Here is a 25,879-nt window from a genome sequence, read left to right as displayed (position 1 = left end):
TTAGCGCGCCGACGGGATGAGGCCGATGACCGCTTCGATGATCGCGGTTAAAATCGGAACAGCCAGCGCCAAAATGACGATTTTGCCGCCGAGCTCAATTTTGGCGGCGATCGCCCCTTGGCCGGCGTCTTTGGAAATTTGCGCGGCGAACTCGGCAATGTAGGCAATGCCGATGATTTTCAGCATCGTCTCTAAATACACCATCTGAATATGGGCGCCTTCGGCCATTTTTCGCAACATCGCCAAAATGCTGCTGATTTGATCGACCAACAACAGAAAAATGGTGCAGCCGACAAACACGGTCAACAAAAAGGCCAGATTCGACTTTTGCTCTTGCAGCAACACGACCAAAAACGTCGCGATCAACCCGAGGCCGACGATTTGCAAAATGTCAATGGCCGATCCCTCCTACCCGCGGAACAAAAAGACATCCTTGATTTTTTGGAACAAGTCGCTGACGATGGAAGCGACCATAAACAAAATATAAATAAAGCCGAGCAGCGTCACCCATTGGGCGTATTCTTTCCTCCCCATCTGATCGAGCACCGTATGCAAAAACGCGATGACGATGCCGACGCCGGCGATTTTCAAAATGAGATCGACATCGATGCCCATGATTCTGCCTCCTGTCTACATGAGTAAAATGACGAGCAGCAGGCCGGCCAACACGCCTAAACTTTTCGCCATCTTGGCGTAGCGCGCCTGGTTGTCTAGCGCTTCCGCTTCCTCCCTCTCAAGATGGGCGAGCGCCAGCGCGATTTGCCTTTGCTGGGTGAGCCGGTCGTATTGGCCAAGCGTGGCGCCAAATTGTTTCATCACTTCAAATTCTCCTTGCTTTAGAGCGGTTTTTCCCCATACGGCTCGCAAGCTTTTTTCCCATGCCTCGGCGGCGCTCGTTTCTTCTGTGCATAACGCGGCGGCAAACCGCTCGAACAATTCGGACAACGGGGCGGCCGTTTGCCGGGCGAGATGCATAGCGGCGTCGGCAAGCGGCGTATGGCCATACATCACTTCCGCCTCAAGCGCCCTCAGCGCCGCTTTCAGCTGGCGGAGCTGGCGCGGCCGCTCGTGCAACACGCGGGCGGCGGCAAACCCAAGCCATGTTGAGGCGGCGAGAATCAACAGAGCGCCAAACCATTTCATCGATGGACCACCGCCCTTTCATACAGCACCGTTCCGCCAGCGTCGAGAATGCGTCGGATTGAGCCGGGATGGGGAATGTTCGTCAGCTCAATAAACCGTTCAAACACCTTTTGTTCCATCACCGGTCCGAGCGTCGGACGCTGCCAGACGTCTTGGATGTTGCGGCCGTGCACAGTCGTCCATACAGAGACGCCAGCATTGGCCGCTTCAAGCACTGCCTCGCTGTCCTCCTCGCGCCCGATTTCGTCGACAATCATGACATCAGGGCTCATCGCGCGGATCATCATCATCATCCCTTCCGCTTTCGGGCAGGCGTCCAACACGTCAAGGCGCGGGCCGAACGAAAACTGAGGAATCCCTTTCACACAGCCAGCGATTTCCGATCGTTCGTCAACGATCGCCACCTTTTGCGCCGGAATGCGCCTCGTCCCGCTGCTAATCAAGCGCGCCGCATCGCGCAGGAGCGTCGTTTTTCCCGTCTGCGGCGAGCCGATGATCATCGTATGACGCCAGCGGCCGTCGTACACATACGGAATCAGCGGCTCGGCGATGCCGATCTGTTCCTTGGCGATGCGAATGTTAAACGAGGAAACATCGCGGATCGCTTTCACCTTGCCCCCTTCAGTAATGACTTTGCCGGCCAGCCCAACGCGATGCCCCCCCTCAATCGTCATAAATCCGCGCTTCAGCTCTTCTTCGACGGCATAGATCGAATAATGACTCAATTTGTTGAGCAAATGCACGCCGTCTTCTTTCGTCACTTCATACGGCAGCAATCGGGCCGTTCCGTCGACGATCACCTCAAGCGGCCGGGAGACGCGGATGCGGATTTCTTCAATTCCGCGGCGGCATGAAGGAAGATGGTGCTGCAACGCGGCGGCGACCGTTTTCGGCAAAATTCCCCACACCGCTTCCATGGCCCTCCCCCTTTTCTTGTGGACTAGTTCATATGTATGGGCGGAATGCGCCGTTTATGCCTTACTTGTAAATCGCGAACAAAATGAGCGCTATCCCGAGCGCCACAAGCCCAAGCCGTGAAAACGAGAGCTCGTCCGCAAGCGAAAGCAGTCCAATCGCCATGGTCACCATCATGACGGTTGGACCGACGACAGCAAGCGCGGCATTAACGGCAAGCGCTTTTTTCACGTCATTGAACACAAGCATCAACAGCGCCGCGCTCAGTTCAATGAACGCGGACACCATCCGCATGCCAGCCATGGCCATAACGGACGGATCGATCGATCGCAGCCAATGTTTCATGTTCCCCTCCTGTTTTGCCAAATGGGATCGATTAGTACAAACGTATGCGAAAACAAGCCGTTTCAGAAGAAGTTTTTACTGAGGAAAACGATGGGGGAGAGCAAAACGGCGCCCATTTTGCGCATAAAAAACACCGCCCCGGAAGGTGTCCGAGACGGTGCCTGTCGGGCTTGCGCTTACGCCCGCGAAACGTACGTGCCGTCGGCCGTATTAATGATGAGCGTGTCGCCTTCGTTGACGAAAAACGGCACTTGAACGACAAGGCCGGTTTCGAGCTTCGCCGGCTTCGAACCGCCAGAAGCGGTATCACCTTTAATGCCCGGCTCTGTTTCGACGACTTTCAGCTCTACGGTGTTCGGCAGCTCGACGCCGATCGTTTCGCCTTGGTACATCATAATAAATACTTCCATATTCTCTTTCAAGAACTTCAGTTCATGCTCGATTTGTTTCGCCGGCAGCTCGATTTGTTCATACGTTTCCATATCCATAAAAACGTGTTGGTCGCCGTTGGCGTACAAATATTGCATTTTGCGTGTGTCGATTTGCGCCCGGTTCACTTTTTCGCCGGCGCGGAACGTCCGCTCCTGAATGGCGCCGGTGCGCAAATTGCGCAGCTTCGAACGGACGAACGCCGCCCCCTTGCCCGGCTTGACGTGCTGGAATTCAAGGACGCGCCAAATCTCGCCGTCCACCTCAATCGTAAGTCCTGTGCGAAAATCGTTGACTGAAATCATTAGCCGAAATCCTCCTCACGCAATCCATTATAAAATGATCAGTTCTTTTGGCGAATGGGTGAGCGCTTCGTTCCCGTCAGCAGTGATGACCGTATCGTCCTCGATGCGCACCCCGCCAAGCCCCGGGATGTAAATGCCCGGCTCGACGGTGACAACCATGCCTGGCTCAAGCACGACATCCGAACGGAACGAAAGCGTCGGCCCTTCGTGAATTTCCAATCCAATCCCATGGCCGGTCGAATGGCCGAAATAGTCGCCATACCCTTTTTCGCGGATGTAATCGCGCGTGAGCGCATCAGCCTCTTTGCCGGTCATGCCTGCCTTGAGCCCGTTCATGCCGCGTTGCTGCGCTTCAAGAACGATGTCATAGATCGTCCGCAGCTCCGCGCTAATGTCGCCGACGGCGACCGTTCTCGTAATATCGGAACAATACCCTTTATAGTAAGCCCCGAAATCAAGCGTGACGAGCTCGCCGCGCTCGATCGTTTTCTCTGACGCCACCCCGTGCGGCAGCGCCGAACGGTAGCCGGAGGCAACGATCGTATCAAAGGAGGACGAAGACGCCCCTTGTTTGCGCATAAAAAATTCCAGCTCATTCGCCACTTCGATTTCTTTAACGCCTGGACGGATGAACGACAAAATGTGCGAAAACGCCGCATCGGCGATTTCTGCTGCTTCCTTTAATATCTTAATCTCTGCCTCTGACTTAATCAAGCGCAATTTTTCTACGAGCCAAGACGTTGGCACGAGTTCAGCGCGGATGGCTTCTTCATACGACTTGTATGCGGCATAGGTGACATGTTCTTGCTCAAAGCCAAGCCTCTTGATGCCAAGCCGCTTCACCTGATTGGCAATTTCTTCGATGATCGGCCCGCTGTGCTGGACGACTTCAAACCCTTGGGCTTGCCTCGATGCTTGTTCGACGTAGCGGAAGTCCGTAACCAACACCGCCCCTTGACGGCTGACAAGTACAGCGCCGGCCGTGCCAGTAAACCCGGTCAAATAGCGGCGGTTGTAGCCGTTTGTGACTAACAGCCCGTCGATATGCTGCTCGTCAAGAAGCTCCCGAAGCTTTTCCAGCTTTTCCATGTTTCCGTCTCCTCTTCCCTTAGAGTGTGCTCGTCTCCTTGGCTGCCTGCGTCGAGAGCGGAGAAAATCTTCGCGGTCAGAATGACGCGAAAGACCTCGTAGGCGCGCCAGTTTCACGCAGCGCCCGCAGCAGCCATGGACTGATGGTGAAACACAAGTGTTGATGATCCATTATTTTACTATATAGGTGCAACCAAAACGTTTAACATATCTTTGACAGAAAAGCCACTTATCGATTTTTCGACTGTCGAGGGCAAGCCTTTGCTTGCCTCCGTCACGCCGATCCAATGCTCAGTAAAAGCTACAAATGCGAAAACTTCAAATTGATAAAAAAACACAGAATCATATGGCTGAACACAAGCTTTTCTGTCTCTTCCCTCGAACAAGAACGCCGGCAGGCAAATGTCATTTGCCAGCAAAACGTTCATTGTTTGAGGAGAGCATGCCGTCATATGCCCAGTCGGCAAGCGAACCGCTTGCCGACGACGGCAGAAAAGCTGGGAACAGAGCCTTCTCATCTGGTTTTTATTGGTTCATCAACACGCCTGATGCTGAAACGTGCCAAAACCTTCTTTATTTTACCATAAAGATGGTCGTTTCCGCTAGACATCCGCGCGGCGCTTGATGCAGCACTCACTCGAGCGGGTGAGAGCAAAAAGAAGCTTCATCAGTTTCCTTCATTTGCCGCCTCTTTTCCGACATTTGACGCCGGTCGATTCATTTCTTGAGCTTCAAACGAAATCGAATAGCCGACAAATACGCCATATAAAATGTATAGGCAAAGCGTCGTAATAATCGTATTCGCTTCTAAGTCTGCAACTGGTTGGACGTTTGGAAACAGTGGATTAAACAAATAAAAGACCATCATCCAAAGCACCACGCCATATACCATTCCCGCCCACATACCGGCGATCTTGCGCAGGAACGCGTAGTACAAAAGCGCCGCCGCAATGGAAATGATGCCGATCAGCACGATGGCCGCATAATTGCCGGCTTTCCCATATTTCCAGTCCCCGGCAACCCACGGGATGAGAATCATATTCGGACTGATTTCACTGAAATGGAAAAAATAGGCCAAATAGCCGATCAAACTCCAAAACACCCCGCCGACAAACCCGATGATGATCGTTTTTTGTATGAGCGTCATCGGCCGCTCCGTCTTCTCTTGCTCGAGCTCCCCTTTTTGTTCCACCATCATCGTGCACCTCCTTGTCTGGTAGTATGACCGAAAGCCGACCGTCCCATGAATCAAACGAAAAAAATGACCGCTTTTGTGTAAATCATGGATTTTTTGGAAATCATAATAGTAGCATCAACCTAGAGGTTTCCGGATATTTCTTGTAGAATAAAATAATAAACATAAAAAATAGGTTGGTGTTGGCCTGATGAAATCATCAATGGAGAAACCGTTATACGGCGGCCAAGCGGTCGTTGAAGGGGTGATGTTTGCTGGCAAGACGCACTCCGTCACCGCTATTCGCCGCCATGACGGGACGATTGACTATTTTACGCTGCCTCGCCGCAGCCATCCGACGCTGGCTGCCCTGAAAAAAATCCCGTTTGTCCGCGGCATTGTCGCCATTATTGAGGCGAGCGCAAACGGGGCCAAGCATTTGCAGTTTGCCAGCGAACAATATGAGGCGTCCTCGGACGAAAAACAGGCCGCCGAAGAAAGCCGCTCCAAATTCGGGCTGATTCTCGGCGCCGCCGTCATCGGCGTGCTATCGTTTTTATTCGCCAAAACCATTTTTACGCTCGTTCCGGCGCTCGCCGCCGACGCCTTTAAACCGCTCGTACCGGGGAAAATGGGGCAAATTTTGCTTGAAGGAGCCTTTAAGCTTGCTCTTTTGCTCGGCTACATTTACTTTATTTCGTTGACGCCGCTTGTTAGGCGCGTGTTCCAATACCACGGGGCGGAACATAAAGTCATCAACGCCTTTGAAGCGGGGTGGCCGCTCACTGTTGAGCACGTCCAGCGCGCCTCGCGCCTTCACTACCGATGCGGCAGCAGCTTCATTTTATTTACTGTCATGATCAGCTTATTCCTTTATTTGTTCGTGCCGACGGATCCGCTTTGGCTGCGAATCGCAAACAGGCTCGCTTTAATTCCTGTCGTGCTTGGCGTTTCGTTTGAAGTCTTGCAGTTTACAAATAAATTGAGGGATATTCCGCTGCTAAGCTGGCTTGGCTATCCTGGGCTATGGCTGCAGCGGTTGACGACAAAAGAACCGGACGATGACCAAGTGGAAGTGGCCATCGCCTCGTTTCAGCGGCTTCTCGATTTGGAAGCGGAAGCCGAAAGGAAACAAGCGGTGCAGTAATCGATCAAAGGGGGTGGACTCATTGCGGCGCCGGGCCATTCATCCGCTTGTCGGGCTTATGATTTTGCTTGGAACGCTTGGCATTGTCTATACCCTTTTTGCCCATCCGACGGTGCTGTTCCGCCAGCTGTTGTTTGTTGCGCTGTTTTTGGCCGCCATTTATCTCTTCTACCGGTTCGTATACCAACGCCGCACCGATAAAGATCGGTTATCGTATTTAAAGGCGGTGCGGCAGTCGAAAAAGCTCCATCCCCGCTCCGGGCGCAAACAAGCAAAGCCGGCGAAACTGAAGCGGCCGCTGAAAAAACGGACGGCCATTCCGCACTTGACCGTGATCGAGGGCAAAAAAGGCAAAAAAAAGAATCGAGCTTCGTTTTAGCTTGATTCTTTTTTGTTTGCCTCTGCCGTTCAGCTGAAAAATCGGCGGCAGAGGTGTGCCCTATTGCCGCTTTCCCGTCTAGTACGCCCATTGGCGCAAAAACTGCCGCGTCCGCTCGCGTCCGTAATCGATCAGGCGCCGGCGCGCTTCCAGGTCGATGGAAAATTCCGTGGAAATAACGTTGTCCACCGGCAAAAAGACGATGTTTTTTTCATGGCGACGCGAAATGTAGCGCGCATCATGCGCCTCTCTCATGGCCGCAAACAGCGCCTCATACAAATCGAGCGCATTGGTGATCGTTCGTTTCGGCCGCTCCCCTGGTTTTGGGCTCAGCTGAACGCCCAGCACCGGCCGTTTTTTCTTCTTTTCTTCATCGAACAAAAACAGCGGAAAGTTGCTCAACACCCCCCCGTCGACAATGAAAGCCACACCGTTTCGCCCGCGAAGGCGGACCGGCTCAAAGAAATAAGGAATGCTGATGCTCATCCGCACTGCCTTGGCGATGGAAAACGACCCAGGGTCAATGCCGTATATGGCTAAATCGTCCGGCAGCACGACGATGCGCCCGTTCGTCACATCGGAAGCGACGATATACAAACTGCCGGCCGGCACATCTTGAAACGTCCGCACGCCGCGGGCGGCGAGCGCGGCCTCGAGCCACCGCTCAAACGCCTTTCCTTGATACAGCCCAAGATGCCAATACAAGCGCACCCATTTCCAAAGCGAAAACGGAATCCATAGCGGCCGTTCATCCAAAAACTGCTCCAACTCCAACTCCTCAAGCAGTCGGTCGATATCGCGAGCGCTGTAGCCTGCCGATAGCAACGCCGAAAGCAACGCTCCCGCACTCGTGCCGGCAAGCCGCTTCCAGCGCAGACCTTTTTCCTCAATCGCTTCATACGCTCCAAGCAACGCAAACCCTTTCACCCCGCCGCCGGAAAAGACAAGATCAATGTCCACCGCCGCCTCCCCCTTTTTGCCGTTTATACATATGTAAGAAAAAAGGAGGGCATTTAGTACGGCAAACAAAAAAGAGCAAGCATCGGCTTACTCTCCTTGTTCATTGCGCTTTTGGACATCGCGCAGCGCTTCAAGGCGGCGTTCGTCCTCTTGAAAATACTGCACCAAATCGCCGATCCGGTCGATGGCGTTCCAGCTCAAATGGTGTTCAATCCCTTCCACGTCGCGGTAAATGTTTTCTTCGCTGACACCGATCAAACGGAGAAACTGCTCAAGCAGCTCATGGCGGTAGACGAGCCGCTGGCCGATTTTTCTTCCTTTTGGCGTCAAGACGAGTCCGCGGTATTTCTCATACACTAAATACTCATCTTTATCGAGCTTTTGCACCATTTTCGTCACCGAGGAGGGATGGACGGACAACGCTTCAGCGATGTCAGAGACGCGGGCATAGCCCTTTTCTTCAATCAAAATGTAAATTTGCTCAATATAATCTTCCATGCTTGGTGTCGGCAACGTTTGTCCCCTCCCATTACATTTGTCTGCCGCAGACAAGTGCAGCGGCCGTCAGCATCTCTCATGAACATTGCCGCTTTGCCCGCTTCGGCTAGACGCTGCCGGGCCAGTCGGCCGCCCAGGCAAACAAAAAATAGCAATCAATCCCATTATACCATGAAGGGAACATTACGTAAAATACTGCACTTGGGCCGATGGAAAAAAGCGAGCAATATACGAGCGCATGGTTTCCTCCAGCTCCCGCGCTTCCTCGTCACGGTACACATATTTGCCGATGCCGTACCGCCCCCACTTATACTTGCGCTTCGATTCGTCCAAATCGAGCTTGGTTTTCGGGTAACGCTGCTCGATGACCCGCTTGGCCGGCTTGGTAAACCGATGCTGGATGAGCTCAAACGTCAAATCAGATAAGTCCACCCCTTCCAATTGCCGGGCGAGCTCCTGAAACAATTCAAAATACCCTTGTTCCCAGCCGTCATGCCGGTAAATCGGCGCGACGACAAAGCCGAGCTTATAGCCGGCACCGGCCACTTTGCGCGCTGCTTGAAGCCGCGCGTCAAAGGAGGACGTTCCCGGCTCGAAATGGTTGATCACATAGCGGGAGTTGACGCTGAAGCGAAACCGCGTTTTGCCGTTATGCTTGGCATCAAGCAAATGGTCGACATGCTCATACTTCGTCACAAATCGGAGCCGCCCGTAGTCGGTCGCGCCAATAAACTCAATCGCTTTTTTCAGCGAATGGGTCAAATGATCGATCCCGACAATGTCGGACGTGCATGCCGCCTCGAAGCGAGTGATCTCGGGTGCGCGCTCGTCAATATACGTTTGCGCTTGAGCGAAAATGTCGTCCAAGTTGACATACACGCGGATATATGGCTTGCTTCCTAATGTCGTTTGCAAATAGCAATAATGGCAATGGCCCATGCATCCGGTTGCCAACGGAATGGCGTATTCGGCTGACGGCTTCGATGAATCAAATTTCAGCGTCCGCCGCACGCCAACAACGAGCGTCGATTTCGCATTTCGATACCGGGCCAGCTCCGTCTCTCCCGGAATGCCGCGCACTTGGTTGTGCGATGTCGTCTCGCGAATCTCAATTCCCATTTGCGTAAATTTCTCATACAGTTCCTGCCCGAGCGGGTACGACAACGCCTCCGGTTCGAAATACACAAGTTTTGGCACAAACGGTTTCATCGTTTCCCCCCATTTCGTCCATCTTTACAGTTAGTATGGACGAGAACGGGGGAGTCGTTATCTTACTTTATTTGGAATTCTTTTTTCGTTTCCTTGTCGCCTCCTCATCCACATCCATCCGCCTCCCAGCGAAACCAGCGGGCATGGCCGTCGGTTTCAGCAACGATTTGCCGGCATTCTCGGCCATTGATCATGCGATCCAGATGCAGTTTCGGATCCCACATATTGTTATACACATGGAACAAATCCCGTTGGCGGCCGATTTCACGAAGCTGCTCAAGCAATCCACGCTTTGCCTCATCTGACATTTGGTTCGCGACATGCGTGTGGAAGATGCAAACAACGGTATCGGACGGAACTTGTGCAACAAGATCAGAGAGAAGTTCAACCCCGTCTCCCTCGATCAGACGAATCGGCGTTTGTTCCAGACATCGGGCTGCCTTTTCAAACAATTGGCGCCGGTCTTTATGTTCGGGCCAAATGAGCGCCTTCATCCATCGTCGATCATCCTCTTTTTTCAAGTCAATCACATGCAAATCGATACCGATCCGTTCAGCGACCCATGTGAAATTCAACTTGATCCTCTCCCTTATTCTTCGACTTTTCACAACATTCTTCGCTCTCTTCATGCCATTGAATTCCATCAACTAGAAACTCGATCCTTTCGCTTACTATATTCGTTCCAACATACAGATTGCCCTGCAAAACATTCGCACACCTTTGCGATTTGCCATGACAGCCCATGAACGCAATGATACAATAAAACTAAACTGAAAGGAGGGATGCAGAATGTCTCACGAGCTTGTCGAATTGCTTCGCTCGGTGCTGAAAGAGGAGTTGCAGCCGATTCATGAACGCCTCGACCGCCTAGAAGCCGGACAGCAGCGCCTCGAAGAACGACAACAACGCCTCGAAGAACGACAACAGCGCCTCGAAGAACAGCAACAACGCCTCGGGGAAAAGTTGGACCATTTCATCATCGAGACACGCAGCCATTTCAAAAAAATCGAGGACAAGTTGGCTGGCCATCGGCGTATGTTCGACATATTACCGCATGATTGGCGTGACACGACCATGGCGATTGAGTATTTAAAGCATAAGATCAGCCAGCACGATCTGGAAATTTATCAACTCAAAAAGCGGCTCGAACTCCAAGAAACAAAGTAAAAGCGCATGCCCGATGACCGGCGCATACGCTCGAACTGCTTATCCCCGCTTGCGAATGCGGAAATTGTCTTCTAACAGCACCCAGTTTTCCGGATACGGATACCCGAGCACCCAGTAGCTGATTCCGCGCAATCCGTATTCTTTCACCAATTCAAATTTCGCCAACGCGCTGCGGGCGTCTTCAAACCATACTTCGTGCTGACGCCCTTGTTCGTCCGTGTAGCGGTAAAAAGGCGAAGCCGCCGCCGCATCGTATTGGATAGACGCTCCGTAGCGAACGGCGCGCTCGAGCGCCTCTTTCGGACTGAACGTTTCCGCCTCTTGCCCTTGCACGTGCGGCAGCACCCAGTCGCGGGCATAAATTTGAAACCCCATCATGATTTTGCTACGCGGAATGGCGGTCACCGCATAATCGAGCACGCGCCGAATTTGATTCACCGGCGAAATGGCTTGCGGCGGCCCAAACCGGTAGCCCCACTCATAGGTCATAAGGACAACAAAATCAGCGATGCGTCCGTGGGCTGGGTAGTCGTGCGCTTCGTACAGCAGCCCTTTTTGTTCAGCGCTTATTTTGGGCGCCAGAGACGTCGATAAAACATACCCTTCGGCGTGAAGCCGGTTGGCCGCCCGCTGCAAAAACTCGTTATACCGCTTGCGGTCGGACGGATAGACATTTTCAAAATCGACATTCAACGCGCTGTACCCTTTTGCTCGCATCACTTGAATGACGTTGTCAAGCAATCGCGTTTGCAGCGCAACGTCGGCCAGAATCGTCTGCGCCAGCCTCGAGCCCGGGTCTTGGTACGTAAAGTTCGTGATCGTCATCATCGGCACGACACGGGCGGCATAAGCCGCCTGAATGAATGCTGTATCATTGATCGGATTGAGCCCGCCATCGGCGCGGATCGTGTAGGCGAATGGCGCGGCATAGGTCAAATGGCGGCCGACTTCGCGCACTTGCTCCGCTCCTTTCTCCCCTTGGTCCACCGTAAATGCGTTCACCTCGATGAGCGGCTTCGCCGGCGGGATGATGAGCCGCTGTCCGGGGACGATCCGGTTCGGATCGGTAATATCGTTTACTTCGATCAGCTGCTGAACCGTCACTCCGTAGAACGAAGCGATTTGCGCCAGCGTCTCCCCGCTTCGCACCGTATGGATGCGCGCTGGGATGAACAACGTTGTCCCTGGATAAAGGAGCGACGGATTCGTGATCCGGTTCGCCTGTATAATCGCTTCGACCGCCACTCCATACTGGCGCGCAATTTGCCATAACGTTTCCCCTGTGCGGACCGTATGGTAACGATATGGAACCGGGATGACGAGCGCTTGGCCAACGGCTAGCCGGTTCGGGTCGCTCAGTTCATTGGCGGCGACAATCCGCTCGAGTGGAACGCCGTAACGCTGAGCCAACTGCCAAAGCGTCTCCCCGCGCTTTACAACATGGACAATCATGACGCTCCCCCTTTCGTTCCCTCCTTTTACCACTATATTTTGGCTTTTGCCTTTTATGTAAAAAAAACGCCGGTTCCTCTACGGAAACCAGCGTTTCATCCATCCAAACCCATCCGTATCACCATTACAGGCCGCACTTCAGCTGCGCGCCGCAGTTGGTGCACGTGTTGCAGCCGCCGATCTCTTCGACCGTCCCTTCGCGGCAAATCGGACAAATATTGCCAACTTCCGAACCAATCGTCACATCGGTGGCGCGCACATCTTGAATCGTATCCACAAGCACAACGGCGCGTTTCGTCTCTTTTTCCTCAAGCTCCTCTGGAAGCAGTTCAAGTTGCTCTTCAATCCGATTCTCCTCAGCCTTTAACGTCAACACTTGCGCATCGCGGCTGCCGTCGACATAGACGGTTCCGCCTTTCGCACCGCAACGCCATAAACGCTCGTACACTTTTTGCACTTGCTCGACGGTGTAGCCCTTTGGCGCGTTGACCGTTTTCGACAAGCTCGAGTCGACCCAGCGTTGAATGATGCACTGCACATCGGCGTGCGCTTCCGGAGGCAAGTCCATCGCCGTCACAAACCAAGGCGGCAAGTGGTTCGGATCGGCTTCCGGATGTTTGTCCAAATATTCTTGGACGATGTCCGCTTTCACTTCGATAAATTTGCCCAAGCGCCCGCTCCGGTAGTACGAGAACGAGAAGTACGGCTCAAGCCCGGTTGAGACGCCGACCATTGTCCCTGTCGATCCCGTCGGCGCCACCGTCAGCAAGTGCGAGTTGCGGATGCCGTATTTCAAAATATCTTGACGAATATCTTCCGGCATCCGTTTCATGTAGCCAGTGTTGATGAACGCTTCACGCAGCTTGCGCGTCTCTTCCTCCGTTTCGCCGACCAAAAACGGGAAGCTGCCTTTTTCTTTCGCCAGCTCGATCGATGCCCGGTATGCGGTCGTGGCGATCGTGCGGAACAGCTCATCGACAAGCTGGTTTCCTTCCTCAGAGCCGTACGCTTTTTCGCAGTAAATGAGCAAGTCTGCAAGCCCCATGACGCCAAGGCCGATGCGGCGCTCGCCGAGCGCTTGTTTTTTGTTTTCCTCAAGGAAGTACGGCGTGGCGTCAATGACGTTGTCTTGCATCCGCACCCCGATTTCGACCGTGCGTTTCAGTTTTTCGTAGTCCACGACCTTCCGTTCTTTGTCGACCATGTTCGCCAAGTTAATGGCGGCCAGATTGCACACCGAATACGGTGCCAACGGTTGTTCCCCGCACGGGTTGGTCGCCACGACTTTTTGCCCGTACGCGCGGGCGTTCGTCATTTCGTTGGCGTTGTCGATGAAGAAAATGCCCGGCTCGGCCGAATACGTCGCGCAAATGTTGATCAGCTTCCACAGTTCGCGGGCGCGGATTTTCCGGTAGACGCGGACGCGATAGCCCATTTTCTCCCATTCGCGTACATCGCCGACTTCATGCCATTTTTCGTTGTAAATGCGCATTTCCTCTTCGGAATAGGTTTCCACGTCCGGGAAGCGGAGCGCGTATTCTTCGTCCTTTTCGACCGCTTCCATGAACTCTTTCGTCAAGCAGACGGAAATATTCGCACCGGTCAAAAAGTCAGGATTGTGCACCGTATATGTACCGCCGGTGCGCAGTTTTTCTTCGGCGTCTTTGATGATGTCTTCGGTGAATCCGCCGTAGTCAGGCTCGTTCTTGTATCGGACGATCGCTTCGTACATCGCCCGCTCCCGCTCGGTGAGCGGCGTGAATTTCAGCTTGTCGCGCGCTGCTTTTTTGATGCCTTCGTCTTCCATGTTTTCGAGCAGGTAGCGCAAAATGCGCGGGTTTTGCATTTTCGAGACGATGAATTCGATAATGTCCGGGTGCCAGTCGGCCAGCATAATCATTTGGGCGCCGCGGCGGGAGCCACCTTGCTCGACAAGGTGGGTCAGCTTCGCAATATCGTCAAGCCACGAGACCGACCCGGACGATTTGCCGTTCACCCCGCGCGCAAGCGTATGGCGCGGCCGCAATGTCGAGCCGTTCGTCCCAACGCCGCCGCCGCGGCTCATGATTTCCATCACCTGCTTCCGATGTTCGGAAATTCCTTCGCGCGAGTCTTTCACAAACGGCATCACATAGCAGTTGAAATACGTCACTTCCTTGCCCGAACCCGCCCCGTACAACACGCGGCCGGCCGGAACAAAATTCAAGCTTGCGAGCTCTTGATAAAACTTTTCGAACCACTCTTTCCGCTTTTCTTCCGTCTTTTCCACCGCCGCCAGCCCGGTCGCATTGCGCTTGGCGATTTGCTCATAGAAAATCTCGAGCGGCTTATCAATAATGTCGAGCGACCGAACCACAATGCCGGTCTCCGCCTCTTCCCCTTCGAGCACGTGCCGGTATTCGTCTTCAATCAACACGCGCGCCTTTTTCGCCTCCCAATCGATGTCGACGATAAACCCGAGCCCTCGTGCCGGGAATTTCGGATCCTCCTTGATCGTCAACACGACGAAGTCGCCCGGTGTGAGCGTCAGCTTCTCCGTATCTTTGAATGAATACCGGTCAAGCATGACCAAACGGGATACGCCTTTATGGGTGATGTGCATATCCGGCGTAATCGGATGCACTTGCGGAAATAGGCGGATATCCTCGTTCAGCTTGTCAATATTGATCTTCATTTTTTCGGATGACGCCACCGTCATTCTCCTATCTCTCCTCTTTTATATAATCTCTCATGTTTTTGGCAAAGTTGTCCTGTCTTCTCTACCTTACCATATCAAACAGAAAAAAACAATATATAGTATGATTTTTTATGAAAATCATACTATATATTGTTAAAGAGAACAAATGATTTCATTTTGTCAAGCAAAAAAAAACAAAACAAGGCGAAAAGCGGAGAAAAACGGGGGAGTGCCGCTGTTTTTGCCGGAAAACGAACGATTTACCGCGTCGCTGCTCAGCGCTTGAAGTTCCATTCGTCGCTTTCGTATTTCGTCCGCGCCAGCTCTTCGACGTACGCCCGCTCTTCGGCGGTGAGCGTGTACGGTTCCAATACGATGTTCAATCCTTTTTCAAATCCTTTGTAAAACGCCTCTTTCGCTTCCTCGATCGTCACCGTGCGGCTCGTCAACTCATTGATCGCGACCGCCTTCTTTTTAAAATCGCGCTGCAGACGCTCTTTCACCCGCTCGTTTGGATATTTAAACAAGCTGAACAGCAAGTCTTCGTCCAAATCGAGCAAAATCGAACCATGCTGCAAAATGACGCCTTTTTGCCGCGTTTGCGCGCTGCCGGCGATTTTCCGCCCCTCAACGACAAGTTCGTACCATGACGGCGCGTCAAAACAAACAGCCGAACGCGGGCTGCGCAAATCGGCTTTCTCTTCTTCTGTCCTCGGCACGGCAAAATACGCATCCAATCCAAGATAACGAAATCCCTCTAAAATGCCTTGGGAAATGACGCGGTATGCTTCCGTCACCGTCTTCGGCATCGCCGGGTGCGACTCGGAGACGATCACGCTGTATGTCAATTCTTTATCGTGCAGGACGCCGCGCCCGCCGGTCGGCCGACGGACAAAGCCGAGGCCGTGCCGTTTCACCGCCTCTAAATCAATTTCTTTTTCCACTTTTTGAAAATAACCAATCGACAACGTCGGCGGATTCCAGCCGTAAAAGCGGATCGTCGGCGGAATTTTGCCTTCGCTGTGCCAATCGAGAAGCGCCTCATCGAGCGCCATATTGAACGCCGGCGGGCAATAGCCGGAATCGATAAAGCGCCATACTTCTTTTGCCATCGTTCCACCTTCTCTATTGTTCCATACTCTAAACGCTGCGGCGGCTTGTCGACCACCGCCAAGGGGCGGGACACTTTTGGCCGCCTTTATTAGTTTAGCAAACAACGCCGGTGAAGGAAAGAAAAATGGCATGGCGAAAATCTCTTTGCTTCCCGGCGGCGACTTTATATAATAGGAAATAGCAGACGAAGCGAAGGGAGGCATGATGGGGTGGAAGCATTGCTCATTATTCTCGGCGCGATCATCATTTATTCGGTGATCACATACATTTGGCAAAGACGAATTGTCAAATCGTTGACGGAAGAAGAATTCCGCGCCGGCTACCGGAAAGCGCAATTGATTGATGTCCGCGAACCGGATGAGTTTGCGGCTGGACATATTTTAGGGGCGCGCAACATCCCGCTCACGCAGCTTCGCGTGCGCATGAAAGAATTGCGCAAAGACCAGCCGATCTATTTGTACTGCCAAAACGGACTGCGCAGCGGGCGGGCCGCGCAAATGCTCTACCGAAAAGGATACCGCGACTTGTACCATTTAAAAGGCGGATTTAAAACATGGACCGGGAAAGTGAAGAAAAAAGCGTAGCCCGTTAACCAAAAAGGCGCTCTGCCGAAACAGGCAGGCGCCTCTTTTCGCATGCGCTAGACCGCCGCAAATTCCGGCGGCAGGACGACCGCCTCAAGCACCGAAGCAGCCGCGCCGATGGCGCAGCTTTTCTCTTTCAGCTTGGAGGAGATGATGGACGGCTCGCTTTCTTTTTTGACGAGAATTCGCTTTCTCACTTCTTGGCGCGCCGGACCGATCACATACTCGCCCGCTTGGGCAAGCGGACCGCCGATGATGACTGTTTCTGGATTGTACGCATAAATCACCTGCAACAACCCAACGCCGAGATAGCGCCCCGTTTCCTCCAAAATGCGCGCCAGCTGTTCATCGCTTTCTGCTGCCAACGCCATCGCAGCGATGGAAAAGCGTTCATCGAGCCATTCGGAACGCCCTTCTTCAGCCAAACGGCGTTCAATGTATTTTTCCGACGCATACATTTCCCAGCAGCCGATGTTGCCGCAGCTGCAGCGAATGCCGTTGACATCGATCGTATGATGGCCGATTTCACCAGCTAGGCCGCTGACACCCCGATAGAGCTGATGGTGAAGAACGACGCCGGCGCCAATGCCGATTCCGGCGCTGATGTAAACAAAGTGGGCGAACTCGTTGCCGGCGCCGAACCACTTTTCTCCAAGCGCCGCCAGTTTCGCCTCATTCTCGACAATGACAGGACGCTCAGGCCACCGTTGCCGCAAAACAGCCGCCAAGGCGACATCGTCCCAGCGCAAGTTCGGAGCAAACACAACGGTCCCGCTTTCGGTATGGACGACGCCCGGCACGCCGATGCCGATTCCCATCACGCCGTACGGCGTCGCCGGCGCCCGGCGGATGGCCGCCTCGATGAGCTCCATCATTTCGCCGATGATCGCCTCCTGCCCTTCAGACGGGCGGAACGAACGCCGTTGCTCCCAAAGAATGTCCGCGTTTAAATTGGTCAACACGGCATACAAATAGTTCACCCCCAGCTCAACGCCGATAAGCGAGCCGGCGTCGGCGTTGAAGCGAAGCATGAGCGGCCGGCGCCCGCCGGTTGACTCGCCGATTCCGCTTTCATGGACGAAATGCTCGGCGATCAGTTCGTCAACAAGCGCGGAGACAGTGGCCTTGTTCAATCCGGTTGTCTTGGCGATATCGGCGCGCGAAATCGGATGCTGGTCGCGAATCAATTTTAAGACGAGCTGTTTATTCATTTTTTTTACAAGAGAAATGTTTCCTGTCCGCACGTCTCTGTCATCCTTTTCCTCTTATTTGCTTAGTATGCCCCGCGGATGTGCGGATGCACCTCGCTCCAATAAAACTGGCGAAGCCGTTCCTTTTCTGCTTCTGTAAATGGCGGCACATGAAGCGCGTCTAAGTTTTCTTTCACTTGTTTCACTGTCTTAAAACCTGGAATAGCACACGTCACTTCTTCATGATCGATCACCCAGCGCAACGCTGCTTTCGCCATGCTGCCGCGCCCATCAGCGACCCAACGCAGCTCGTCGGCAAGTTCCACCCCTTTTTGAAACTCAAGGCCGCCGAACGTTTCCCCAACGTTAAACTGTTCGCCGTTGCGGTTGAAATGACGGTGATCGTCCTCAGGGAACGTTGTTTGTTTTGTAAACTTGCCAGTCAGCAACCCGCTTGCCAGCGGCAGACGGACCAAAATGCCGACACCAAGCCGTTTTGCCTCCGGAAACAGACGCTCAAGCGGCTTTTGCCGCAAAATATTAAAGATGACTTGCAAGGCGCTTGCCTTTGAGTGCTCAAGGACATACAGCCCTTCTTCAACCGTTTCGACGCTGACACCATAATAGCGGATTTTCCCTTCCTGCTTCAGCTTCTCCAACACTTCAAACACCGCGCCTTGCTTTAAGATTTCAAACGGCGGGCAATGAATTTGATACAAGTCGATCGTCTCACGTCCGAGCCGTTTCAAGCTCGCTTCACAATAGGTGCGCACCGACGCCTCGGAATACGTATTCGGATCGTGAATATCGCCGGCGCGGCAAAACTTCGTTGCAATATAGACGCGGTCTTCCTTTCCTTTCGTCGCTTTCGCTAACAATTCCTCGCTATGGCCATCGCCGTACACATCGGCCGTATCAAAAAAATTGACACCGCGATCAATCGCATAAGCGAGCGCGCGCAGCGATTCTTGGTCGTCGACGTTTCCCCACGAACCGCCGATCGCCCATGTGCCGAAACTGAGGGCGCTCACTTGAAGATCGGTGTTTCCTAGTTGGCGGTATTGCATGTCCCTCTCCCCTTTCGTTGACTTCAACCATTAGTTTATATGATAAACTAACTGAGCTTTTCTGTCAACGCGCCAGTTGCAAAACGAAGCGGCCCGCCCTTTATGAGGCAGGCCGCATAAGAACAAGGCTTAGCTTACGTTTCTTTTTGGTAGCGCAAAATCGGTTTGCGCGCCGCGGTCGTTTCATCAAGTCGCTTCACAACGGTCGTATGCGGCGCTTCTTGAACGATTTCCGGATTTTCCTCCGCCTCTTTGGCGATTTGGATCATGGCGTCAATAAACGCGTCGAGCGTCTCTTTCGACTCCGTCTCCGTCGGCTCGATCATCATGCATTCTTCAACGATGAGCGGGAAGTAAATCGTCGGCGGATGAAACCCGAAATCAAGCAGTCGCTTGGCGATGTCGAGCGTTCTGACGCCGAGTTTCTTTTGCCGGCGGCCAGAGAGAACGAACTCGTGCTTGCAATGGCGGTCATACGGCAAATCGTAATACTCAGCAAGCCGACGCATCATATAGTTGGCGTTTAACACCGCATATTCGCTCACCGCTTTTAAGCCGTCCGGCCCCATCGAGCGGATGTACGTGTACGCCCGAACATTGATGCCGAAATTGCCGTAAAACGGCTTGACGCGGCCGATCGATTGCGGACGGTCATCATCAAGGTAATAACCGTTTTCCCCTTTTTCGATGACCGGCTTCGGCAAAAACGGAACGAGGTCGGCTTTCACCCCGACCGGGCCCGAGCCTGGGCCTCCGCCGCCATGCGGGCCGGTGAACGTTTTATGCAAGTTCAAATGAACAACGTCAAAGCCCATGTCCCCCGGGCGCGCCTTGCCAAGAATCGCGTTTAAATTCGCGCCGTCATAATACAGCTTGCCGCCGGCTTTGTGGACGATTTCGGCCATTTCGACAATATGCTCTTCAAACAGCCCGAGTGTGTTCGGATTCGTGAGCATAAGCGCCGCTGTATCCGGACCGACGACGCGCTTTAAGTCCTCTAAATCGACAAGTCCATCGGCGGTCGATTTGACCGTCACCGTCTCAAAACCCGCGACCGTTGCCGACGCCGGGTTTGTGCCGTGCGCTGAATCCGGGACGATCACTTTCGTCCGGTTGAAGTCGCCGTTTGCTTCATGGTAAGCACGGATCATCATCAGCCCGGTCCATTCGCCGTGGGCGCCGGCCGCCGGTTGCAAGGTGACCGCATCCATGCCTGTGATTTCTTTTAAATGCTCTTGCAAGTCATACATCAACTCAAGCGCCCCTTGCACCGTTTTCTCTGGCTGAAGCGGATGAATGTGGGCAAACCCGGCGAGGCGGGCGACGTTTTCATTGATTTTCGGATTGTATTTCATCGTGCACGACCCGAGCGGGTAAAACCCGGAATCGACGCCGTGGTTTCGTTTCGAGAGCGCCGTATAATGGCGCATTAAGTCAAGCTCCGACACTTCCGGGAGCTCCGGCTCTTCAGTGCGAAGATAATCGGCCGGCACGAGCTCGCTGACATCGACAGCCGGCACGTCAAGCGCTGGCAGGCTGTAGGCGATGCGCCCCGGCTTGCTTCGTTCGAAAATAAGCGGTTGATCGTTACGCATGGCCATCCCCCAATTCATTGACAAACCGATCGATTTCTTCTTTTGTCCGCAGTTCGGTGACAGCAACAAGCATATGACCGGCAAGCTCCGGATAGTCAGCCCCAAGGTCATAGCCGCCGATGATTCCTTTTTCGAGCAGGCGATCGTTCACATCAGAAACCGGCCGTCCAAGCCGGATGACAAACTCGTTGAAAAACGGACCGGCAAACGGCGACGACAGTCCGCGCTTTTCAAGTTCCACCTTCGCATAATGCGCTTTTTGAATATTCATCGCCGCCATTTCTTTCACGCCCCGCTTGCCAAGCGCCGACAGCGCAACGGAAGCGGCCAAGGCGTTTAACGCTTGATTGGAGCAAATGTTGGATGTCGCCTTATCGCGGCGGATGTGCTGTTCGCGCGCTTGAAGCGTCAAGACAAACCCGCGGCGCCCGTCCTCATCGGTCGTCTGCCCGACAAGACGGCCTGGAATTTTGCGCATGAGCGGCGCTTTGACAGCGAAATAGCCGCAATGCGGGCCGCCAAATTGCGTCGGGATGCCAAATGGCTGCATGTCGCCGACCACAATGTCGGCGCCAAACGCTCCGGGTGGAGTCAACACACCAAGCGCCAATGGGTTGCTGGCGACGACAAACAAACTTTTCTTTTCATGCGCAAGCGGCGCGATCGCTTTCAGCGGCTCGATTTGACCAAAAAAGTTCGGGTATTGGACGACAACGCACGCCACATCATCCCCCATTTCCGCTTCAAGCGCCTTAAGATCGGTGATGCCGCCGTCATACGGAATTTCTTTCACTTCGAGCTTCTGTCCTTTGGCGTACGTGCGCACAACTTCCCGATATTGCGGATGAACGGCGGTCGAGATGAGCACTTTCTTCCGCTTCGTATGCGCGGCGCTAAGAAGCACCGCTTCGGCAAGCGCCGTGCCGCCGTCGTACATCGACGAGTTGGCGACATCCATGCCGGTCAACTCGCACACCATCGTTTGAAACTCAAAAATCGCCTGCAGCTCGCCTTGAGAAATTTCCGGCTGATACGGGGTATACGCGGTATAAAATTCAGAGCGCGACAACACATGGTCTACCACCGCTGGAATGTAGTGGTCGTACACCCCAGCGCCTAAAAAGGAAACGTATTGTTTCAGATTGGCGTTTTTTTCCGCTAAAGCAACAAGCTCCTTCCACAACTCCGGCTCCGATTTCGCCGGTTTCACATTCAGCTCCCCGCGGAAGCGGACTTGTTCTGGAATATCGGCAAACAAGTCGTCAATCGAGGCGACGCCGATCGTCTTCAACATCTCCTGTTTGTCTTCTTCCGTCATCGGCAAATAACGATGGAGCACTGCGTTTTTCCCCTTTCCTTGTCGCTTTGGAATCGTCACTTGGCCCGCCTGTAAAACGGAATCGGCACGATGTTCGCTTTCAGCCGCTTGCCGCGGATGTCTACCTCCACCTCCCGGCCGATGGCAGCCACATCCGCTTTCACCAAGGCCAAGCCGATGTTTTTCTTCAGCGTCGGCGACTGCGTGCCGGTCGTGACGAACCCGACCTCTTCGCCGTCGGCAAATACAAGGTATCCGTGGCGCGGAATGCCTCTGTCGATCATTTCAATGCCGACGAGCCGGCGCGGCGGCCCTTCCTCTTTTTGCCGTTTCAATACAGCTTGGCCGATAAACGGCGGCTCTTTTTCCGTTTTAACGGCAAAACCAAGCCCGGCTTCAACTGGTGAAATCGAGTCGGACAGCTCTTGACCGTAAAGCGGCAGGCATGCTTCAAAGCGGAGCGTATCGCGCGCCCCCAGTCCGCATGGGAGAACGCCGTCACGAGCTCCGGCCGCTAGGATCGCCTCCCATAGCGCGGCGGCGTCTTCCGCTTTACAATATAGCTCAAACCCGTCTTCCCCCGTATAGCCGGTGCGCGAAACGAGCGCCTTCACGCCCGAGACTTCGACGCCGTCAGCGAATGAAAACGGGCGCAGCGCCGCCAAATCAAAATCCGTCAATCGCTGCAAGACGCGCTCCGCTGCCGGCCCTTGCAAGGCAAGCTGAGCCGTTTCGGACGATACATCTTGAAGCTCGACGTCGCCCTCAACATGCCCGCTTAGCCAAGCGAAGTCTTTTTCCGTATTCGCCGCGTTGACGACCAGCAAGTAGTCATTCTCTCCTTTTTGATAGATGAGCAAATCATCGACTGTGCCGCCGTCCTCATAGCACATGAGCGTATATTGCGCCCGGCCGGGCCGCAGTTTGGCGACGTCATTGGTCATGAGCTTTTGCAAAAACGCGAGGCTCCCACGGCCGCGGACGACAATTTCCCCCATATGGGAGACGTCAAACAGCCCGGCGCGCGTTCTTACAGCCTCATGTTCTTCCTTTATGCTGGAAAACTGCACCGGCATTTCCCAGCCGCCAAATTCAATCGTTTTGGCGCCGTAACGGGCGTACACCGAGAATAGGGGCGTGCGCTTTAGCATCTGATTCCCTCCTTTGATCCACGTCACACAAAAAAGGACAGACTTCCCCCTATCAACAAGTAAGGGGGCTCTGTCCTGGCACCTGAAAGTTTCCCGCCGGCCCGTTTGGCGCGTCCGTTCGCGGTCCATGGGGCCGATCGGTTTCCTCTTGGGTGGCCTGCGTGAACGCAGGCGCTCTCCAGAGCTGCGTCAAGCAAGAGTCTTTTTGCCTGAGAGATTCGCGTTTCCGCTTGCTCCTTCGGCGCTACATTCCGTAGTCTCTCCCCTTGCCGTCATCCGCCCATCAATAAATTGTTTCCATATCGGGTATACTAACAAACACCCTGATCAACGAGTCATGAGAATGTTCTAAATTTATACTACCATCAATCACAGTCAAAGGGCAATAGGAAATAATCGAACTTTCATGGCAATTAGTCATAATAATGTTCTTGTTTTACCCAACATACCACATGCAATCTATATAAACATTCGCAACAAGGGAAGGGGATCGCCATGAACATTGACCTTGAAATGGATGAAACATGGAAGGAGGAATTTTTGGCACGCGTCGAAAAAGACGGTCCGTGGGCGAGCTGGGAAATGTACGAACTGGCGCTTGAGGCCGCCCATCATTTAAGCGTCCCAGAATTTCATGGCTTGCAGGCGCCCAAACACCTGCCCCACTTGACGATCCTTCCGCACCAGCTTGAAGTGGCGCGCCGCGTCGTCGAGGAAATGAACGGCAAAGCCATTTTGGCGGATGAAGTCGGGCTTGGAAAAACGATCGAGGCCGGGCTCGTCTTAAAAGAATATATGATTCGCGGCCTTGTGAAAAAAGCGCTGATTCTCGTTCCCGCCTCCCTTGTTTCGCAATGGGTGAGAGAGTTGAACGAAAAATTTTTCATCCCGGCCGTCCAGCAGAAAAAGAGCTACGTCTGGGAGCAGTGCGATATCGTCGTTTCCTCGATCGACACGGCGAAAAAACCGCCGCACCGTGACATCATCTACGGGCAGTCGTACGACATGATCATCATCGACGAGGCGCACAAACTGAAAAATAACAAAACGAAAAACTACGAGTTTGTGCAAAATTTAAAAAAGAAGTTTTGTTTGCTCCTGACAGCGACGCCGATCCAAAACCGGATCGAAGAAATTTTCAACCTCGTCTCGCTGTTGAAACCCGGCCATTTAGGCAGCTCGGAACAGTTTGCCAAAACGTACGGAAAAACGCGGGCCGTACAGACGAACGACCATTTAAAAGCGCTCGTCAACAAAGTGATGATCCGCAACCGCCGCGCCGATACGCCGATCGAATGGGCGAAGCGCCACGTTGAACCGGTGCTGATCGAGTTTACGAATGAGGAACGGGAACTGTATGAAGCGGTCAAGGCGCTCCGCCGCGAATCGTTCGCCGGCTCGTTTTCGCTCATCACGCTTCTTCGCGAGGCGTGCAGCAGCCGCGAGGCGCTGCTTCTCACGATCAAAAACATGATCGATAAATGCAGCGGAGCGGTTCCAGAGCCGCTTGAACGCGTATTGGAAAAAATCAACGCCGTCACGACGAATTCAAAGGCTGAAAAAGCGCTCGAGCTCATCCGTTCCATTCATGACAAAGTCATTATTTTCACGGAATACCGGGCGACGCAGCTTTACTTGCAATGGTTTTTAAAGCAGCACGGCATCTCGTCCGTTCCGTTTCGCGGCGGCTTCCGGCGCGGCAAAAAAGACTGGATGCAGGAACTGTTTAAACACCACGCCCAAGTGTTCATCGCCACCGAGGCGGGCGGCGAGGGCATCAACTTGCAGTTTTGCCGCTATGTCATCAACTACGACTTGCCGTGGAACCCGATGCGCCTTGAGCAGCGAATCGGCCGCGTCCACCGGCTCGGGCAGACGGATGACGTCTACATTTATAACTTCGCTGTCAAACAGACGGTCGAAGAACATATTTTAACGCTTCTGTACGAAAAAATCCGCCTGTTCGAACGAGTCGTCGGCGAGCTGGACGACATTTTGGCGAAAATGAACCTCGCCAACCTGGAGCGCTACTTCGAAGACGCCTTCGTTCATTCACGGAGCGAAGGGGAGATGAAAATCAAAATGGAAAACATCGTCGCGATGATCGAGCTGGCGGAGCAGCTCGGAAAGGAAGGAGGAGAGCGGCATGCAGCAACATGAAATCCGCCGCTTTGTCGAACGCTATTTTGCCGCCAACGGCTGCACGTTTGTGGAAGCAAGCGACGATTACCTCACCGTGCAGCTGACGGCAGAAATGGACAAAGAGCTGATGAATCGGCCGTTTTACTGGCATTATATCGAACGGACGGGCGGCGTCCCGCAGCCGATGCGACTGACGCTCATCACCCGCGCGAGCGAGCGGACGGACAAACTCAAAGGCGAGCGCCTCCATTTCGGCGCTCCCCGGCTGCACCAGCTGTTCCGCTCAGCGCAAAAACGCGGCAGCTTCATCCGCCTGTATGAGGAGCCAAACGCGCCTTTGGACGGCAACGCCGCCCTCCACCCATGGCTCGGCATGAACGTCACGATTTCGTACGAATGCGACCGAAAAAAAGATGAAATCGTCTCCCTTGGCCTTCACCTCATTAGCGGAACGATCGTCGAGTCGTTTCATGAGCGGATGCGCGAGCGACGGCTGACGCCGAAAATCCCTGATTACTGTTTCACCATCTCCCCGCTCATTAAGCCGAGAAGCGGCATCGGCCGTCTCGAGCAATACATACGCAGCCGCATCGCTGCCGACAACCATGAGTGGGCGGATGAGGCGCGCCGACGCTGGGCCGACGATTTGGCGTTGCTTGATGAATTTTACAAAGACTGCGAAGAAAAGCCGGAGTGCTATTATATTGAGAAGGAAGCGTTGGAAAAGCAGTACAAGCCGCGCATCACCGTTTCCGTCATCAACGGCGGACTGTTTTATTTGCTGCCCCGCTCATCGTGAATCAACCCCGGGATGTGTCCATCCGGCTCGC

Annotated in this window: 26 protein-coding genes and 1 riboswitch; of the genes, 6 read left to right on the top strand and 20 right to left on the bottom strand. The window is 53.7% G+C overall.

Features of this window, described 5'->3' with window-relative positions; translation table 11 throughout:
• The 8 genes from spoIIIAD to GC56T3_RS05775 all read right to left on the bottom strand — a co-directional run bounded on the left by spoIIIAD (position 1) and on the right by GC56T3_RS05775 (position 5,424).
• On the bottom strand, positions 1–387 hold the full coding sequence (gene spoIIIAD / locus GC56T3_RS05815; protein WP_012820577.1) for a stage III sporulation protein AD: 387 nt from the start codon (positions 385–387) through the stop codon (positions 1–3).
• A gap of 21 nt (positions 388–408) precedes the next feature.
• The gene (spoIIIAC, locus tag GC56T3_RS05810; protein ID WP_011231888.1) at positions 409–615 is read right to left on the bottom strand and encodes a stage III sporulation protein AC; all 207 of its coding nucleotides are present in this window, start codon (positions 613–615) and stop codon (positions 409–411) included.
• A gap of 15 nt (positions 616–630) precedes the next feature.
• Positions 631–1,143, bottom strand: coding sequence for a stage III sporulation protein SpoIIIAB (gene spoIIIAB, locus GC56T3_RS05805; protein ID WP_011231889.1), 513 nt, complete (start codon positions 1,141–1,143; stop codon positions 631–633).
• A complete protein-coding gene (gene spoIIIAA, locus GC56T3_RS05800) occupies positions 1,140–2,060 on the bottom strand; it encodes a stage III sporulation protein AA (RefSeq protein ID WP_013144763.1) in 921 nt (306 codons plus the stop codon). Before spoIIIAA ends, spoIIIAB begins: the two co-directional genes overlap by 4 nt.
• Positions 2,061–2,121: 61 nt before the next feature.
• A complete protein-coding gene (locus GC56T3_RS05795; RefSeq protein WP_011231891.1) occupies positions 2,122–2,403 on the bottom strand; it encodes a YqhV family protein in 282 nt (93 codons plus the stop codon).
• A gap of 176 nt (positions 2,404–2,579) precedes the next feature.
• The gene (gene efp, locus GC56T3_RS05790) at positions 2,580–3,137 is read right to left on the bottom strand and encodes an elongation factor P (protein WP_011231892.1); all 558 of its coding nucleotides are present in this window, start codon (positions 3,135–3,137) and stop codon (positions 2,580–2,582) included.
• Positions 3,138–3,164: 27 nt separating this feature from the next.
• Complete coding sequence (locus tag GC56T3_RS05785) at positions 3,165–4,226, bottom strand: Xaa-Pro peptidase family protein (protein WP_012820573.1); 1,062 nt, start codon at positions 4,224–4,226, stop codon at positions 3,165–3,167.
• A 667-nt stretch (positions 4,227–4,893) separates the two neighbouring features.
• Positions 4,894–5,424 (bottom strand): YqhR family membrane protein, encoded by a 531-nt coding sequence (locus tag GC56T3_RS05775; RefSeq protein WP_013144762.1) that lies wholly within the window; start codon positions 5,422–5,424, stop codon positions 4,894–4,896.
• A 187-nt stretch (positions 5,425–5,611) separates the two neighbouring features.
• On the opposite strand from GC56T3_RS05775, the gene GC56T3_RS05770 reads away from it, so the two are divergent.
• Positions 5,612–6,547 carry a DUF1385 domain-containing protein gene (locus GC56T3_RS05770; protein WP_013144761.1) on the top strand — a complete coding sequence of 312 codons (936 nt, stop codon included), beginning with the start codon at positions 5,612–5,614 and terminating at the stop codon, positions 6,545–6,547.
• Positions 6,548–6,569: 22 nt separating this feature from the next.
• Positions 6,570–6,926, top strand: coding sequence for an SA1362 family protein (locus GC56T3_RS05765; RefSeq protein WP_013144760.1), 357 nt, complete (start codon positions 6,570–6,572; stop codon positions 6,924–6,926).
• Positions 6,927–7,004: 78 nt separating this feature from the next.
• Here the strand turns inward: GC56T3_RS05765 and GC56T3_RS05760 are convergent, their stop codons facing one another.
• The 4 genes from GC56T3_RS05760 to GC56T3_RS05745 all read right to left on the bottom strand — a co-directional run bounded on the left by GC56T3_RS05760 (position 7,005) and on the right by GC56T3_RS05745 (position 10,168).
• A complete protein-coding gene (locus tag GC56T3_RS05760; protein ID WP_013144759.1) occupies positions 7,005–7,886 on the bottom strand; it encodes a patatin-like phospholipase family protein in 882 nt (293 codons plus the stop codon).
• A gap of 87 nt (positions 7,887–7,973) precedes the next feature.
• Positions 7,974–8,399, bottom strand: a complete 426-nt coding sequence (gene mntR, locus GC56T3_RS05755) for a transcriptional regulator MntR (RefSeq protein ID WP_011231898.1) — start codon at positions 8,397–8,399, stop codon at positions 7,974–7,976.
• A gap of 168 nt (positions 8,400–8,567) precedes the next feature.
• Entirely contained in the window at positions 8,568–9,593 is a 1,026-nt protein-coding gene (gene splB, locus GC56T3_RS05750) for a spore photoproduct lyase (protein WP_013144758.1), read from the bottom strand.
• Positions 9,594–9,697: 104 nt separating this feature from the next.
• Positions 9,698–10,168 carry a DUF2332 domain-containing protein gene (locus tag GC56T3_RS05745; RefSeq protein WP_255347859.1) on the bottom strand — a complete coding sequence of 157 codons (471 nt, stop codon included), beginning with the start codon at positions 10,166–10,168 and terminating at the stop codon, positions 9,698–9,700.
• Between the two features lie 214 nt (positions 10,169–10,382).
• On the opposite strand from GC56T3_RS05745, the gene GC56T3_RS05740 reads away from it, so the two are divergent.
• The gene (locus GC56T3_RS05740) at positions 10,383–10,760 is read left to right on the top strand and encodes a hypothetical protein (protein WP_013144757.1); all 378 of its coding nucleotides are present in this window, start codon (positions 10,383–10,385) and stop codon (positions 10,758–10,760) included.
• A 39-nt stretch (positions 10,761–10,799) separates the two neighbouring features.
• On the opposite strand, the gene GC56T3_RS05735 is transcribed toward GC56T3_RS05740, so the two are convergent.
• The 3 genes from GC56T3_RS05735 to GC56T3_RS05725 all read right to left on the bottom strand — a co-directional run bounded on the left by GC56T3_RS05735 (position 10,800) and on the right by GC56T3_RS05725 (position 16,001).
• Positions 10,800–12,212, bottom strand: a complete 1,413-nt coding sequence (locus GC56T3_RS05735) for a LysM peptidoglycan-binding domain-containing protein (protein ID WP_013144756.1) — start codon at positions 12,210–12,212, stop codon at positions 10,800–10,802.
• A gap of 124 nt (positions 12,213–12,336) precedes the next feature.
• Positions 12,337–14,910, bottom strand: a complete 2,574-nt coding sequence (locus GC56T3_RS05730) for a vitamin B12-dependent ribonucleotide reductase (RefSeq protein WP_013144755.1) — start codon at positions 14,908–14,910, stop codon at positions 12,337–12,339.
• Positions 14,911–15,164: 254 nt separating this feature from the next.
• Positions 15,165–16,001, bottom strand: coding sequence for a biotin/lipoate A/B protein ligase family protein (locus GC56T3_RS05725; RefSeq protein WP_012820562.1), 837 nt, complete (start codon positions 15,999–16,001; stop codon positions 15,165–15,167).
• Between the two features lie 210 nt (positions 16,002–16,211).
• On the opposite strand from GC56T3_RS05725, the gene GC56T3_RS05720 reads away from it, so the two are divergent.
• Positions 16,212–16,586: a rhodanese-like domain-containing protein gene (locus tag GC56T3_RS05720; RefSeq protein ID WP_012820561.1), complete on the top strand. Its 375-nt coding sequence runs from the start codon at positions 16,212–16,214 to the stop codon at positions 16,584–16,586.
• 56 nt (positions 16,587–16,642) lie between these two features.
• Here the strand turns inward: GC56T3_RS05720 and GC56T3_RS05715 are convergent, their stop codons facing one another.
• The 5 genes from GC56T3_RS05715 to gcvT all read right to left on the bottom strand — a co-directional run bounded on the left by GC56T3_RS05715 (position 16,643) and on the right by gcvT (position 22,907).
• A complete protein-coding gene (locus tag GC56T3_RS05715) occupies positions 16,643–17,830 on the bottom strand; it encodes an ROK family protein (RefSeq protein ID WP_013144754.1) in 1,188 nt (395 codons plus the stop codon).
• 29 nt (positions 17,831–17,859) lie between these two features.
• Positions 17,860–18,843: an aldo/keto reductase gene (locus tag GC56T3_RS05710; protein WP_013144753.1), complete on the bottom strand. Its 984-nt coding sequence runs from the start codon at positions 18,841–18,843 to the stop codon at positions 17,860–17,862.
• A gap of 134 nt (positions 18,844–18,977) precedes the next feature.
• Positions 18,978–20,438: an aminomethyl-transferring glycine dehydrogenase subunit GcvPB gene (gene gcvPB / locus GC56T3_RS05705; protein ID WP_013144752.1), complete on the bottom strand. Its 1,461-nt coding sequence runs from the start codon at positions 20,436–20,438 to the stop codon at positions 18,978–18,980.
• On the bottom strand, positions 20,431–21,777 hold the full coding sequence (gene gcvPA, locus GC56T3_RS05700; RefSeq protein ID WP_041468273.1) for an aminomethyl-transferring glycine dehydrogenase subunit GcvPA: 1,347 nt from the start codon (positions 21,775–21,777) through the stop codon (positions 20,431–20,433). Before gcvPA ends, gcvPB begins: the two co-directional genes overlap by 8 nt.
• A 35-nt stretch (positions 21,778–21,812) precedes the next feature.
• The gene (gene gcvT / locus GC56T3_RS05695; RefSeq protein WP_013144750.1) at positions 21,813–22,907 is read right to left on the bottom strand and encodes a glycine cleavage system aminomethyltransferase GcvT; all 1,095 of its coding nucleotides are present in this window, start codon (positions 22,905–22,907) and stop codon (positions 21,813–21,815) included.
• A 187-nt stretch (positions 22,908–23,094) separates the two neighbouring features.
• Positions 23,095–23,183, bottom strand: a riboswitch (glycine riboswitch).
• Between the two features lie 219 nt (positions 23,184–23,402).
• On the opposite strand from gcvT, the gene GC56T3_RS05690 reads away from it, so the two are divergent.
• Positions 23,403–25,067 (top strand): DEAD/DEAH box helicase, encoded by a 1,665-nt coding sequence (locus GC56T3_RS05690; protein WP_013144749.1) that lies wholly within the window; start codon positions 23,403–23,405, stop codon positions 25,065–25,067.
• On the top strand, positions 25,054–25,848 hold the full coding sequence (locus GC56T3_RS05685) for a YqhG family protein (RefSeq protein WP_013144748.1): 795 nt from the start codon (positions 25,054–25,056) through the stop codon (positions 25,846–25,848). Before GC56T3_RS05690 ends, GC56T3_RS05685 begins: the two co-directional genes overlap by 14 nt.
• Positions 25,849–25,879: the final 31 nt, after the last annotated feature.

Origin of the sequence: Geobacillus sp. C56-T3, from assembly GCF_000092445.1 — a bacterium.
In the GTDB taxonomy this organism is placed as follows: Bacteria; Bacillota; Bacilli; order Bacillales; family Anoxybacillaceae; genus Geobacillus; species Geobacillus thermoleovorans.
The sequence above is the reverse complement of the archived record's forward strand: the minus strand, read 5'-3'. Positions and strand labels throughout refer to the sequence as shown.